At 42.8% G+C, this 13,030-nt stretch carries 14 protein-coding genes; 9 read left to right on the top strand and 5 right to left on the bottom strand.

Annotated elements, in window-relative coordinates:
• Nucleotides 1–9: 9 nt before the first annotated feature.
• Entirely contained in the window at nt 10–1,710 is a 1,701-nt protein-coding gene (gene dld / locus I8J31_RS02560) for a D-lactate dehydrogenase (RefSeq protein WP_199466737.1), read from the bottom strand.
• Between the two features lie 219 nt (nt 1,711–1,929).
• On the bottom strand, nt 1,930–3,117 hold the full coding sequence (locus I8J31_RS02555) for a fumarylacetoacetate hydrolase family protein (RefSeq protein WP_199466735.1): 1,188 nt from the start codon (nt 3,115–3,117) through the stop codon (nt 1,930–1,932).
• A 1,099-nt stretch (nt 3,118–4,216) separates the two neighbouring features.
• On the opposite strand from I8J31_RS02555, the gene I8J31_RS02550 reads away from it, so the two are divergent.
• The 3 genes from I8J31_RS02550 (at nt 4,217) to I8J31_RS02540 (ending at nt 5,571) form a co-directional block, all read left to right on the top strand.
• Complete coding sequence (locus tag I8J31_RS02550) at nt 4,217–4,675, top strand: Rv1443c family protein (protein ID WP_199466734.1); 459 nt, start codon at nt 4,217–4,219, stop codon at nt 4,673–4,675.
• A 135-nt stretch (nt 4,676–4,810) separates the two neighbouring features.
• Nucleotides 4,811–5,098: an ECs_2282 family putative zinc-binding protein gene (locus I8J31_RS02545; RefSeq protein WP_199466732.1), complete on the top strand. Its 288-nt coding sequence runs from the start codon at nt 4,811–4,813 to the stop codon at nt 5,096–5,098.
• Nucleotides 5,098–5,571 (top strand): hypothetical protein, encoded by a 474-nt coding sequence (locus I8J31_RS02540; RefSeq protein WP_199466730.1) that lies wholly within the window; start codon nt 5,098–5,100, stop codon nt 5,569–5,571. Before I8J31_RS02545 ends, I8J31_RS02540 begins: the two co-directional genes overlap by 1 nt.
• 57 nt (nt 5,572–5,628) lie before the next feature.
• Here the strand turns inward: I8J31_RS02540 and I8J31_RS02535 are convergent, their stop codons facing one another.
• Entirely contained in the window at nt 5,629–5,916 is a 288-nt protein-coding gene (locus tag I8J31_RS02535) for a winged helix-turn-helix transcriptional regulator (RefSeq protein WP_233402556.1), read from the bottom strand.
• Nucleotides 5,917–6,086: 170 nt separating this feature from the next.
• Here I8J31_RS02535 and I8J31_RS02530 point away from each other — a divergent pair, with 170 nt between their 5' ends.
• The 3 genes from I8J31_RS02530 (at nt 6,087) to I8J31_RS02520 (ending at nt 7,814) form a co-directional block, all read left to right on the top strand.
• Nucleotides 6,087–6,521, top strand: coding sequence for an SRPBCC family protein (locus I8J31_RS02530; protein ID WP_199466727.1), 435 nt, complete (start codon nt 6,087–6,089; stop codon nt 6,519–6,521).
• A 166-nt stretch (nt 6,522–6,687) separates the two neighbouring features.
• Nucleotides 6,688–7,356 carry a LysE family translocator gene (locus I8J31_RS02525; RefSeq protein ID WP_199466725.1) on the top strand — a complete coding sequence of 223 codons (669 nt, stop codon included), beginning with the start codon at nt 6,688–6,690 and terminating at the stop codon, nt 7,354–7,356.
• A 182-nt stretch (nt 7,357–7,538) separates the two neighbouring features.
• On the top strand, nt 7,539–7,814 hold the full coding sequence (locus I8J31_RS02520; protein WP_199466724.1) for a hypothetical protein: 276 nt from the start codon (nt 7,539–7,541) through the stop codon (nt 7,812–7,814).
• A gap of 414 nt (nt 7,815–8,228) precedes the next feature.
• Here the strand turns inward: I8J31_RS02520 and I8J31_RS02515 are convergent, their stop codons facing one another.
• A complete protein-coding gene (locus tag I8J31_RS02515) occupies nt 8,229–9,137 on the bottom strand; it encodes a HEPN domain-containing protein (RefSeq protein WP_199466723.1) in 909 nt (302 codons plus the stop codon).
• 385 nt (nt 9,138–9,522) lie between these two features.
• On the opposite strand from I8J31_RS02515, the gene I8J31_RS02510 reads away from it, so the two are divergent.
• The 3 genes from I8J31_RS02510 (at nt 9,523) to I8J31_RS02500 (ending at nt 12,022) form a co-directional block, all read left to right on the top strand.
• Complete coding sequence (locus tag I8J31_RS02510) at nt 9,523–10,380, top strand: helix-turn-helix domain-containing protein (RefSeq protein WP_199466722.1); 858 nt, start codon at nt 9,523–9,525, stop codon at nt 10,378–10,380.
• A 78-nt stretch (nt 10,381–10,458) separates the two neighbouring features.
• Nucleotides 10,459–11,193, top strand: a complete 735-nt coding sequence (locus I8J31_RS02505; protein ID WP_199466721.1) for an SDR family oxidoreductase — start codon at nt 10,459–10,461, stop codon at nt 11,191–11,193.
• 94 nt (nt 11,194–11,287) lie between these two features.
• On the top strand, nt 11,288–12,022 hold the full coding sequence (locus I8J31_RS02500; protein ID WP_199466720.1) for a CLCA_X family protein: 735 nt from the start codon (nt 11,288–11,290) through the stop codon (nt 12,020–12,022).
• Here the strand turns inward: I8J31_RS02500 and I8J31_RS02495 are convergent.
• Nucleotides 12,019–12,909, bottom strand: coding sequence for a helix-turn-helix domain-containing protein (locus I8J31_RS02495; RefSeq protein ID WP_199466719.1), 891 nt, complete (start codon nt 12,907–12,909; stop codon nt 12,019–12,021). The two genes, I8J31_RS02500 and I8J31_RS02495, sit on opposite strands and share 4 nt — an antisense overlap.
• Between the last annotated feature and the right edge of the window lie 121 nt (nt 12,910–13,030).

Raw genomic sequence — 13,030 nt, 5'->3', positions numbered from 1 at the left:
GTGCCAATGTTAGTGTTGCCAGTGCTTGCCTCGTGCTGTTTTACCTATGCCGGGGTTCAAACTATTGGTTGGGTCATTCTCTTGATAGAATTTTTTAAGGGGAGCTTTGGCTTTATAAAGCTGGCCAACATTATGCTCCGCTGGGTATTCAGCGCCTTTCTGATCCAAAAAGGCCAAGAGCTTCTCTTTTACGTCGTTTTCATCCACACCCGGTTTGAGGAAATAATCTTGATGCATGACGTGACACATAAAGTGTCCGGTATACAGCTTTTCTATGATCAAGTTATCTATTTCAGGGGGCAGGGTCTCAAACCATTCGGTTTCATTGCGGCGTAAGGCGATATCAAGAGACAGCAAATTACCGAATTGCGGATTCAATGTGTGATAGCGTTTGGCTGCGCCACCGGCGACAAAGCGGTTTAAAAAGGCGCGTTTGCCTTCATCGTCCGTGCATTCGAAATACTCACCTTCATTGCTTGCAAAGAACTTACTTAGGTAGGCTTTCGCCTCATTGATGCCATCGTCTGCCATATGCAACATGAGGTGATGTTCATATTGATCACGATACTGGCGTATTTTCTTTGGAATATGATCTGGAAACAAATAGGCAATGGCCTGAAGCATTTTGTCTGATAGGTTGCTAGGAAGAAAAGGGAACTTATTGAAAATGCGATCCACTTTGTTCTTCAAAGCAAATAGCTTCGGCATGTTTTCACTGCCTGTTTTTTGTATCACGATGAAGGAATCCTTGCCGTATTTATCACACACATCAAAATAACTACGGTGCACATATTCCCCCGCAACAGGCAGATTTTTAAAGCCACTTAAAATGTCACGTCTTAGGCTGGTTAAGGTGTCGGTATTATTGGTGCCGATATAGAAAACCTGATCTTTTTTCACCTTGGGGAAGGTGTCTAGACGAACGGCAAAGACAATCAGCTTGCCAGCACAGCCCGAGGTTTCATAGAGTCGTCGCGCATCATTGTTAAAGCGAGAAGGGGTGTCGGCATCCACATCACGGACGCGTTCTTGGTACTCATTATCGCTGGCCGCCCGTTCTGGGTATTCGATATCGCTGTCTGTGTAGGTTTGTTTTTCTAAGGCATTGAGTATCTCTTCAGGGTCTTCCCCTAAGTGAATACCAAGGTGGTTAATCAGGGTTAACTGCTGGTTTTCATCAATGCGCGCATACAACGCCATTTCAGTATAAGCCGGGCCACGCTGAACCAGAGCGCCGCCAGAATTGTTGCATACGCCTCCAACAATGGAAGCCCCTATGCAGGATGAACCAATCACTGAATGGGGTTCGCGATCATAAACGTCTAGGGCTTTTTCTAATTCATAAAGGCGGCTACCGGGGAAAGAAACCACCTGCTTGCCTTCATCCAGTAGTTGTATCGATTGCAGCTTGGTGGTGCTAATAATAACGACGTTTCGGTCGTATTCACCATGCGGGGTAGAGCCACCCGTTAAACCGGTATTCGCCGCCTGCATGATCATAATAATATCGGCTGCCACACAGGCTTGAGTCACCCGCCACAATTCAATGAGACTACTGGGAATAATAACCGCCAAAACTTTACCGCCACCAAAGCGAAACCCTCTTGAATAGCCAGCGGCTTTTTTCTCATCGGTAATGATGTTCTTTTTATCTACTATGTTTTGCAGGGCGGTTAAAAAACCATGGCTATTAAGGTTATCGGCTTCCATTGAACTACTCGTTTTTTAGATAAGGGAATGAGGAGAGGTATGAATTGTCTAGGTTGCGTGCTGCTTTATTGAGCCTCGACCATAGAGACAGTATTCACATTGGATACTCGCCTTGAATAATAGGCGTAAGAATAATGCAGGAGCAATTGTCGAGGCAAGAGATCGATATTTTTAATGACCTAAAGCCTTTACGCGCTGCCGTCGCGCAAAGGCCCTCACTTAATTTTTGGCGGTTAATAAACCACGTTGAGCCAAATTATGGATCAGTGAACGGATACCAAACTCCCACGGTTTGGCCGTGCTGCTGTGGGTGACCGTATTATAAAGCGAGCCAATTTTTGCTGTGCTAATCATCACGCTATCGTCTAATTTATGGGTAAAACCGCCGCCAGGGTGATCACGGTCTTGAGTCGGTGAAAAGAGAGTGCCTAGGAATAACAAAAAACCATCAGGGTATTGGTGGTTTTCATTCAGGGTTTGCTGAACAAGGTCTACAGGGCTGCGGCTGATCTTAGCCATTGACGATAACCCTTGCAGTAGATAACCGTCGCTGCCTTTAACCTGAAGCGTGACCTCGCAAGTCTGTACATCGTCTAAAGTGAAGTGATCATCAAACAGTCGAATAAAAGGGCCGATGGCACAGGAGGCGTTGTTGTCTTTTGCTTTGCTTAATAACAATGCACTACGGCCTTCAAAGTCACGCAGGTTAACATCGTTTCCTAGCGTTGCACCTTGTATCTTGCCTTTGCTATTAACAGCGAGAACAATTTCTGGCTCAGGGTTATTCCATTCCGATTTGGGGTGAATACCGACTAATCCACCGCTGCCGATGGCTGATAAAACGGGGGCTTTGGTAAAAATTTCAGCATCTGGGCCAATGCCGACTTCGAGATATTGTGACCACATGCCTTTTTCAATAAGCAGGGCTTTCAGTTGCATGGCTTTGTCTGAACCCGGTACCACCGCGCTTAAGTTATCGCCAATCACTTCTTCCACCAATGCGCGTATGGCTTTCGCTTTAGATGGGTCGCCGCCTGCCTGTTCCTCAATAACACGTTCAATCATGCTAGACGCAAAAGTAACCCCTGCCGCTTTAATTACTTGAAGATCGGCCGGTGCGAGAAGGTAGGCTTGCTTTGGATTGGGGGATTCATGGGTGTTTTCTAATAACACATCTAGGCTGCACAGGGGCATTCCCGATATCGGCTTAAGGTGGTCTAACGGATTTTCCATTTCTAGCAATTCACTCAGCGTCGCAAAATGAGTCGATATATCAAAAACATTGCCATCGCGAACAACAATGGGCGATGGCCCTGCTGGATTGCCCGGCACCCATGCCCGGCCAATAAGCGTCGCTTGGTTTGCGTCAATAGGTAGTGTGTTTTGTTTACTGAGTGTGATCGACATAATGGCTATCCCTTCGCTAATTGCATATAGATTAAAGTGGTGCGCCGATAATATCCAATAACATATTTTCAGTACTTGATTACCAAGGGCGTGGTGTCGCACTTTTCTCTGGTTTCCATTCAAGCGCTTTGTATTCCTAAGCTTTATTCCGCTATTTAATTCAGGCAAAGGCTGAGCAGGTAACTTCTTACCTTGGAACAAAGAGCAGCGACACAAAACTTTAGTTTAAAGGAAAGCAAAAATTCGCTTGTCGGACTTTCAGCCCAAAACGTCTGATTCGCTTGGCTAAATGTCGGGTTTAGCAAGACGTTTGATAACGTAAGGCATGAATTGTGTTTTCATTTTTTAGAGAGAGTATTTTTAACGGATTCGGAAACGGCTCATGGTCGCGCAATCCGTCTCTTGATAAAGAGTACGTCGAACTGACTTTCTCAACGTTGATGGTGCAGAAGGTAAAGACGCCAAATTTCTAGGTTTCTTCCCCTTTTGTCTTTTTGGTCTTACAAGGGGAAGACGGAAGATGGGGTTGTTCTTTTCTCTTGGCTGCAAGGGCTGAAAGTCATGCAAGGCTAATCGCTTTTAATTTGGTTAATAAAAACACACAATTATTTTGTGGCTTTGATTTTAGTGACATAGTAGGTTTATCAATCAGTTAAGGAGTGATGTTGTCGAGATGGATTTTTCTTATCGAGTTATCTTATCTTTTTCCCTTCCCAAAAAAGACTTCTACAGAGTGTCGAAAAAACGGCCTGAATCGCTATTTTTTGAGATTTTAATTAGTGTTTTTTAATCGCGTTATTTCTGTACGCATAGACAGTTTATTTTTTAAAAAGTCGAATTTGTGCGCGTTTTGTTTTGGTAGGAAATAGGAAAGTCTTTTAGTATCAATGAATAAAAATATTCGCACCAGAAATAACAGGCTGTGCTTTCCTAAAAGAAAGGTGAAATAACGCGCATGCTCGTTTTTCCAGTTTTAGCTTTTGTGAATAGCTTTATATAATTTTTATTATTCAATGATTTATAAGGTTTTTGGGAAGGTCTTGGAATTGTCTAAACGCGCGTGCGCACTATTAAAATGTTACCTGTATGAAGGAATATTATGCAAACCTTTGAAATGGAATTATTTTTACCTGTAGAACCTGAACTTCTTAAAGAGGATTTGTTTACCATGTCAGGTGTTAATTATGAATTAGCACCCATGATTAAAATGTCGGCACCAGAAAAGTGGGGTTCAAAAGCAATCACCCAATGGCCGGTAAACGAGGAAATATTTACAAGCACAATATCGTTGTTCGGCGTTATCCCGATTGACCGCCATCGGTTCAAACTTTTATCAATAAATAGCAGTGGGTTTATCGAGTCTTCGAGTTCTTTGTTCAATAGTGTGTGGTCGCATGAGCGCACGATTACAAAAAATGGTTCGGGTGCAAACGTCAAAGATGTCGTGGGCTACAAAAACAAAATAGGTTTGTTGGGCTCTTTATTAAAACCGGTTTATCGTTCAATATTTACCCATCGCCACAAACGGTTAAAACTTAAATATGCAAAAATCAGCTAACAAGTTGCTCAAAGGGATGTGCCATCTCCACGGGCCGTTTGTGCATTCGCTTCGCTCATTATTGCGCAATCGTCCCGTTCCAATGGCACACCCATTAGCAAGGCGTTACGTGTCCAATAAGAATGGAGTTAACTTATGAAGGATGAGAAATATCAAAGAAGTATTGGCTTGCAATGCCCCACTTGTGGTTGCACTGACTATGAATATGAATATGAGCAAGGCGTTGATGAAACCATTGAGCTGGCTAAATGTGCGTCTTGTGGTCGTGAGCTTACCAAGGACGAGCTAATTCATGAAAACAGTGAGAATATCCAAGAGCATGTTTCTGAAATAGGCAAGCAAGTTACTGAAGATCTAGCAAAGGAGCTTAAAGCTTCGCTAAAGAAAGCCTTTAGAGGCAGCAAAAACATAAGGATTAAGTAATGCCTATAACAGTTGATGCCGGTGACATTATTGCTGGTTTTGCACTGCTAATGTCAGCTTATGCAACTTGGCGTACTACCAGTTTCAATGAAAAACAGAAATCCCTAATCGAAAGCCAAGAAAAGCTAAATAACCTGCTGCTCGAAAAGGAAGAAAGTGAAGCTGCAAGTGGTAAAAAAGCTGATTTGGGTGCTTCATTTGTAAAACTAGGCAGCAATAAGCACAGGCTAAAGGTTTGGAACAAGGGGAGCGCCACTGCGCGGAATATTAGGCTAGAGTTTCCCGAAGGCAATGATGTGCTTATGCAATCCGATGTAGATGAAAAGTTCCCCCTAGAATCTATGGAAAAGTTTCAGTCTGTAGAGTTGATTGCATCTGTTCACATGGGAACGAAAAGTAAGCATGTTATTCGCATAGTTTGGGAAGATGATGCGCACAATTATAATGAAAAGCTCGTATATCCCACGCTGTAAACACGTAACAAACGCGTCAATTAGGACGCTCGCAAGCTCGCGCCTATTACGCGGGCGTTAGCCTTCATACGTAACCCACCAGCGATGCATGGCTTCAAACATTTCATTTAAATCCATTGCTTTTTGCGTAGCAGAGTACTCAACGCGTGGAGGAACTTCCGCGTATACTTTTCTCGATATTAATCCATCCTCTTCCAGTGCTCTTAACTGGTTTGTAAGCATAGCTTGAGTGATGCCTTCGATCTTCCTGCGTAACTCATTGAATCTGTGAGTTCCATGAAAAATCAAAATTTGCAGCACAATTAATTTCCATTTTCCTCCAATGAGTTTTGCTATCTGAGGCATTGGACATAGCGTCCTTTCGGCGGATTGCGTTGTTTCTTTTCTCGATGTCATAGGTCGACCTTCAACCACAATAGTATTAAAAACCATACTATATACTAAATTATTGCCTACTTATATTATCATACTGATTTAAGTATATTGTTTTCTCCAATACAGAAGAGGAATCAATAGTGAAAAATTACGAACATACAATAACAGTCAAAGTCACCCCGAAGCGTGTTTTTGATGCGCTAACAAAAGAGATGTCAAATTGGTGGACTGATATGACATCTACAGTAGATAAAATTGGGGATAAAACAACAGCAAAATTTGAAGATGGCACTACATGGTCTTTTGAAGTTGTTAAGCTAGAAGCAAATAGACTCGTCGAACTGTTTTGCTATCAAGCAGACCATATTCACCCAGTTACAACTCCGGAAATGAGGAAGGAGTGGGAAAATACGACATTACGGTTCAACATTATTGGTAAGGGTGAAAATACGGATGTTCATTTCACTCATGTTGGGTTAACTCCAGAAGTAAATTGCTATAGCATTTGTAATTCTGGCTGGAATCACTTTTTTGGGTCAGCATTTAAGGCTTATTTGGAAAAGCAGATTGCTTGAGTAAACAAAGGCTAACAAGCGCTTCCAGTCTGATGCCAAAACTTCCGCGTTTTTGTGTTACTCGCTGCGCTCAAACATTGACACAAAAACACTCCAGTTTCGGCGCAGCTGAAGCGAGCGTTAGCCAGCGATCCTTCGAGCAATATTGATAAATGAGATTATTCTAATGCTAGATTTTGAAACGTGGATAATATTTATATCAGCTTCATTGGCGCTGGCATTTACTCCGGGTCCTGGCATGCTCTATGTGCTTTCTCGTACAATATCAGGTGGTAAAGCGGTAGGAGTTGCTTCTACTTTTGGTGCAGCTAGCGGAGGTTTGATCCATGTATTTGGAGCATCGATCGGAATTTCAGCAATATTGGCAACTTCGGCAATTGCTTTCACGATAATAAAATATTTGGGCGCAGTATTTCTTATTTACCTCGGGCTAAAGATGATTTTTTCAGCATTCAAGAAAGTTGATATGAAATGCCCTATAAGTAAAGGTGAAAGTGAGGAGGAAATCAAATCTGCATTTAATCAAGGGATAATCTCGGAAGTCCTCAATCCCAAAACGGCTATTTTCTTTTTGGCATTTATACCTCAATTTATACGCCCGGCAGATGGCTATATTTTTGCACAATTTATTGCACTTGGAATGATTGTGGTTGTTTTGAACGCTATACCAGATTTCCTTATTGCATTTTTCTCCGAACCAATAGAGAAGCTTTGGATCTCTAGCAGTAAGTTTAGGAAAGGGCAGAAAGTTATTTCGGGTATCTGTCTTATCGGTTTGGGTGCATACTTAGCCATGTCTGGGTCTAACAAAGAAATCCACGCGACAAGCACGTGATTTCGGCGTTAAGTGAAGTCATGAATCCAGAAATATATGAGTTACGAAGTTACGTTACTGTAGATTGCGAAATTGGATTTATTCCAACAGAAGACTCGCATTAGAAAATTGGCTATTTTAAAGCATTCGGAATCTACAAGTCTGGAAGTGCTGGGAGCAGCGATGCATATCATATTCGCGGAATGATGGCCTACGCCCAAGAACGCTTTTTCCAAAGGTTTTGGGTTTTAGACCTCTCAGATCTTGATTATGAGTGGGGTGATGAAATGGATCTGGTTTTAGGTCTTGATGAATTTGAAGGGGTAGAGGTAATAGCTACTGTTTTCGGCCCTAAGTGCGTAGAGGCCGTTGCCACGCTTGGCGGAATGGATAGAAAACCGGAAAATTTACTATCTGAAGAAGGTAATTTCTTAAAAATAAAAGATGCATATGAGTACTTATTACCAAAAATCACTTAACAAATTCAGGTTTGGGGTCAGATCAAAAATAGAATAGCTTCGTTTCTAAGCTTTATCAGCAGGTTTGGGGTCAGATCAAAAATAGAATAGCTTCGTTTCTAAGCTTTATCAGTTGAACATTGGATTGTGGTTTTCCTAATACACATCAGGGGAAGCTATTTCTTGATCTGACCCCAATACCTTGTGGTAAATAAAGCCAATGATACGTTTTGGGCTGAAAGTCCGACAAGAGAATTTTTACTTTCCTTTAAACTAAAGTTTTGCATCGATTGGCAAAAGTTACCCGCTCAGCCTTACCTGAGTTAAAAAGCGGAATAAAGGTTAGGAATACAAAGCGTTTGAATGGAAACAGACAAAGACATAACCCCTCCCCCTCCCCTTGAAAGCCATAAGGGGAGGGAACTGTCATGTTTTTTAGGCTTCTTCACCTGCGAAGCTGGCAATTTTTGCTTGGCAAACGTCTTCTGTCAGGTCTTTCAATTTTTCCACTTCTCCGGCTAACCAGTTGAGCTCTTCTTCGGTGATTTCGTAGTGTTCTGAGTAGCGGGAATCCACGTAGGCGCGTTTGAGTCGTTGGAAGCTGCGTTTCTGGAAGCGTTGTGTTTGGGCGATGCCGTCTAGGGAAAATTGATCTACAAAGCGTGGGTCTTGGCGGATGCAGTAGGAGCGTAAGAGTTCGATGTTGTGGGTTTTGGGTAGGTAGTTGGTGGTGACCAATAGGGTGCAGGAATAGAAACGTTCGACGGTTTGGTGTAGATGAAATGCTGCGAGTTTATATTTTTGCTTTTTTATACCAATCCTAAAGAAGTCAAAAAAATCAGTCGCACTTTCAAGCCACTGGTCATAATGTTTTTCCGCAATGGTTTTTTGTTCGTCTAGCGTTAAATTACCGGGGCGGGGGAGTTCCCGCGTGTCACAGGCGTAGATTTCGATGCCTTCTTCGCGGATGTCTTTGAAGAAGTACTGGCCTTCGTGTAGGCGTTGGTTGATGTCGTGTATGGAGTGCACGATCAGGCCCAGTGGTCTACCGATACGGCGTTCGATTTTTTCTTCCGCCTTGTTCCAGATGTCAAACTCTTCCACCAGTTCTTCTTGGTTGACGATAACCAACACATCGTAATCACTCACATAACCATTGGCAGGGTCGTAGACCTGTGTGCCCTTGGCTTGGCTGCCAAACAAAACAATTTTTAAGATGCGAAAATTCTTTTTCTTACTGGTCTTGCCCAGTAAGTAAGTGTCCATCTCATCGAGCAGCACCTTGGAAATAATGGGTACACTCATTTGTTGGCGCAGGGTGAGGTGATCGAAGTTGGTTCTCATGGTGGTATGTTACCTTATTTCCCTATCATGGCTATGATAATGGTTATTTTTCATATGTCGATATGTCAGCCCCTTTGATGGAAAATCAAAAATATAACTTTTACATCTACTATTTAAACAGGCCACTCACCTCTCAAAGCCAATCATATCAAGCGATTGGCTTTCTTGTGAAAAACCAATAAACCTACTTTTAGTTCATTACTTTAGCGTATTAACAAGAGCGAAAGAGGGCATTTTAGACAAATGCGCTTTTTGTTCGAGGAAGGGTTTTGTATGATGAGGTTAAGTTTTTAACGTGTGTGTCCAGTTTCTGTCAGTGAATGATCCCAGCTGGATGTAAAGCATTTCATCTTTTCAAACACGGTATTTTCAATTTCGAGTGACGATGACAACACCTTTATATGATCACGTTTCATTTGAAAGTTCAGGCGGTATTAGCCTGTGGTCTCATCTCGACTCGCCATTGACAGAAGAGATGACCCAGAAACTTTTAAAACCTCATACCAGCAACAACTATTTTCTGATGTTCGTCAATCACAGCCTTGTTCATTATTGCGTGGATTTAAAAGATATCACGGTATCCGCGGGGCAAGTTCTATTCATCAAACCAAGGCAAATCCGCATTCCCCCAAGCAGTAAAAACAAAGCAGAATACTACAAAGTTATTTTCAATGAAGAAATCTATGGACTATTACCTAGTTCTTGCCGCTTTTGGTTGGATCCGCTGAATGAGCAAAAGGTTGCTATGTCAACACAGGCATGGCAACGAATGAACGATGCATTAATGCTCTTGCGCACCGCTATCCTAACATCAGCCCCCTTAAATATCAGAATGGCGTATTTAAATTCGGTGTTACAGGAATTAGAGCATGCTTATTTTTCTAACGTTGAAAATGAACCCAAGAAACGGCATGTTCAATCATTCCTTCATTTCCAAACCTTGATTGAAAACAAGTTCATAGAACAACCTACCATTTCTGAAATAGCAAAGACACTTGCTCTTAGTGATACCAGCCTATATCAGCTGGTAAAAGAATGGGCTGGAGTATCACCGAAAGAATACCTTAATCGCCGTATTGTTTTAGAAGCTCAGCGTCTACTGATTTACTCCAATCTATCAGTAAAAGAGCTAGCTGTGCGGCTAGGGTTTGCCGATGAAAACTACCTTTCTCGTTTTTTTCGTAAGCAAACAGGGCAATCGATTACAGATTTTTTAGTGAAATTTAAAGATATGTCTAGCTAGTATAATGATCTGTCTCTGTGTCATGTCAGCCCGTTTTTCTACACTACCTCTATCACAAATGTATCAAGAGGTGTCGTAATGAAAAGTGTTTTAATCACTGGCGCAAATCAGGGAATAGGTTTGGCAACAGCTAAGAATTTAGCCCATCAAGGATATTATGTTTACTTGGCATGCCGTAACCCAGATGCTGGAACATTAGCCGTTGACATACTAAAAGCAGAAGGGATTAAAAATGCCTCATGTGTACAGTTAGACGTTACTGATCAGGCATCAATTGATTTAGCCGTAAAAGAGGTGCTAAAACATTCGAATAGTCTAGATGCACTCATCAATAACGCAGGTATTCTTGGTAACGCCAACCCAGATGGAAGCGTCTCTATTGAAGAAATTAAACGCGTCTTTGAAACCAATGTTTATGGCGTGATAAGAGTCACACGCGCTTTCCTTCCCTTGTTACAAGAGTCTGATGCGCCACGTATCGTCCATATTAGCAGTGGGCTTGGATCACTTACGAATCAAAGCGACCCAGACTGGGTGTTTTCTCATTACAAAAGTGAAGCTTACTTTCCATCTAAAACAGCACTTAATGCTTATTGTGTTGCACTAGCAGCAAAACTTAAATCAACGAGGTGTAAGGTTAACGTTGTTGATCCAGGCTTTGTCAAAACGGCCTTTAATGGTTTTCAAGGTATGCATGACCCAGCTGAGGCCGCGAAATTTATAACCTATGCCGCAACGCTTCCTGAAAACGGTCCAACGGGCTGCTTCCTCTCAGAGTCAGAAGGATCATCAAATGGCATAATGCCTTGGTAACCCACCCCTCCTGCCATACCACCTACAATTTTGCCTTTTCTATGGAGGGGTGCCGTAAAATGTTTCGATACCCCTTTGCGCGACAAAGGTAACCATGAACGAGTCGATTAATTTTGTCATGATCCGCAGGCAGTTTGACTTTCGTGGCATCGAGATGGGGCGCTGGGTGACACCTGTAGAACGGGATAGTGCGGCGCTGAAGTTTCATCAGGCTTTAGGGGATTTGATGCTGGCCTTGCAGGGGCCGGAGTCGTTGATCTCATTGCGCGGTACCCTAGGCATTCAATATGGCAAGGGTGGTCGTCCCGGGGTGTCAGCCCATTATATGCCCGCCACACGACAGTTATCCTTGGCGAAGAATGCCGGAGCGGGCAGTTTGGCCCACGAGTGGTTCCATGCTTTTGACCATTATATGGGCGATAAAATGTTTGCTGGCATAGGCGCTTCCAGCTTTGCTTCTAGCAGTTGGTTAAACAATCCTAAGGTAAAGCCCCATAGGTTAAATACGCTCTTAGCGGACTGTTTCAAATGGATCATGTTGAATGAAGAGGGCAGCGAGCCAAGTGAGTTGTTTCGCTGTTCTGCACAAGCGGATAAGCGCCTAAAGGTGGTCTATTACGCCAAACCAGAAGAGATGTGTGCCAGAGCGTTTGAAGCCTTTATTGAAGACGCGCAGCCAGCCAGTACTTTTTTAGTCAAGGGCACGCGTTATTCTGATGAAGCCAAGCTGGGCCTGTATCCGCAAGGGCAAGCGCGTCAAAAAATCAATCAGGCTTTTAATCATTACTTTTGCGCCTTGGGCGGGGCTTTGTATCGGGAGCTTGCTTAAGGCCAATCTGAAAAGTTGTATTCAGTGTTTGATCCTTTCAAGTCGCCTTTTGCGGCGTTGTTTTTTCTAAATTGATTGGGGGAAAGGCGGGTTTCTTTTTTAAAAAAGTGGCTGAATTGACTGGCGTCGTTATAGCCTAATTGGCTAGCGATCAGTTGTATGGAGTCCGATGATTTTTTTAAGCGGCTGGTGGCTTCAATCAGTACTCGGTTATTGATCAGTTGTAATGGGGTCTTTTGTAAGTTGCGCTGACAAATGGCATGTAGACGGTCATAGGTTACATTGAGTTCATTGCAATAATAACTTACCGGTTGCCTGTTCTTAAATTCGATTTCAACCAGTTGTCTAAACCTTTGCAAGACCAGTTCGTCAGGGGAATTAGTTAATTTAATCGATTGGATGTTGGTCAGTCGGTAGGTGGTGATTAACAGGATGCGAATGATGGAACAAATGATGGTTTGCGAGCGGTTTTTAGTAAAAGCAATTTCCAGATTAAGCAGTTTTAGTAAGGGTAAGTAGGATTCATTAATGTCACTTTTTTGGCATTGGGTGAGGGTGAGCTGGTGCATCAGTATGGCCAGTTTTGCACTGTCTAGTTCTGTTCCAATGACTAAACTGGTTAGTTCGTTGCTGTAGCCAATCAGCCAAATTTGGCTGCCCGCTGGTACTAGTATTTTGGCGATGGCCTTATGGGGCAGACAGAAGATGGACGACTCCATCACGCTGTGTTGCTCGTCTTCATAGAGAACCGATATCTCTCCCCGCTGCACGACACCAATCAGATTAAAGTCGCTAAAGTTTCCGCTCCCTGTGCTGAAGGTTCGTGGTTGCAACCCCGGTTGAATTTCTTCAAAGCGCACCATAGAGCCGATTATATTGGTTAGCATTATGCTGCCCTCATCTTAAAAAACTCAGTTATAACCCATAATTTAGCAATAATAACCCATAAATTGACATTTATGTGGGGAGGATTGCTGCTAACCTGTTGCTACACCTTCATCTACCTAC

The organism is Marinomonas transparens (assembly GCF_016463975.1).
GTDB lineage: Bacteria > Pseudomonadota > Gammaproteobacteria > Pseudomonadales > Marinomonadaceae > Marinomonas > Marinomonas transparens.
Note: the sequence above shows the minus strand (reverse complement) of the source record. Positions and strands in the feature narration are given on the sequence as shown.

What these genes read in the sequence shown, in the direction of transcription:
- I8J31_RS02495 (WP_199466719.1), bottom strand. Translation starts at nt 12,909, where the DNA reads ATGCTAACCAATATAATCGGCTCTATGGTGCGCTTTGAAGAAATTCAA.
- I8J31_RS02545 (WP_199466732.1), top strand. Translation starts at nt 4,811, where the DNA reads ATGAAGGATGAGAAATATCAAAGAAGTATTGGCTTGCAATGCCCCACT.
- I8J31_RS02550 (WP_199466734.1), top strand. Translation starts at nt 4,217, where the DNA reads ATGCAAACCTTTGAAATGGAATTATTTTTACCTGTAGAACCTGAACTT.
- I8J31_RS02505 (WP_199466721.1), top strand. Translation starts at nt 10,459, where the DNA reads ATGAAAAGTGTTTTAATCACTGGCGCAAATCAGGGAATAGGTTTGGCA.
- I8J31_RS02520 (WP_199466724.1), top strand. Translation starts at nt 7,539, where the DNA reads ATGATGGCCTACGCCCAAGAACGCTTTTTCCAAAGGTTTTGGGTTTTA.
- I8J31_RS02540 (WP_199466730.1), top strand. Translation starts at nt 5,098, where the DNA reads ATGCCTATAACAGTTGATGCCGGTGACATTATTGCTGGTTTTGCACTG.
- dld (WP_199466737.1), bottom strand. Translation starts at nt 1,710, where the DNA reads ATGGAAGCCGATAACCTTAATAGCCATGGTTTTTTAACCGCCCTGCAA.
- I8J31_RS02510 (WP_199466722.1), top strand. Translation starts at nt 9,523, where the DNA reads ATGACAACACCTTTATATGATCACGTTTCATTTGAAAGTTCAGGCGGT.
- I8J31_RS02515 (WP_199466723.1), bottom strand. Translation starts at nt 9,137, where the DNA reads ATGAGAACCAACTTCGATCACCTCACCCTGCGCCAACAAATGAGTGTA.
- I8J31_RS02555 (WP_199466735.1), bottom strand. Translation starts at nt 3,117, where the DNA reads ATGTCGATCACACTCAGTAAACAAAACACACTACCTATTGACGCAAAC.
- I8J31_RS02525 (WP_199466725.1), top strand. Translation starts at nt 6,688, where the DNA reads ATGCTAGATTTTGAAACGTGGATAATATTTATATCAGCTTCATTGGCG.
- I8J31_RS02500 (WP_199466720.1), top strand. Translation starts at nt 11,288, where the DNA reads ATGAACGAGTCGATTAATTTTGTCATGATCCGCAGGCAGTTTGACTTT.
- I8J31_RS02535 (WP_233402556.1), bottom strand. Translation starts at nt 5,916, where the DNA reads ATGCCTCAGATAGCAAAACTCATTGGAGGAAAATGGAAATTAATTGTG.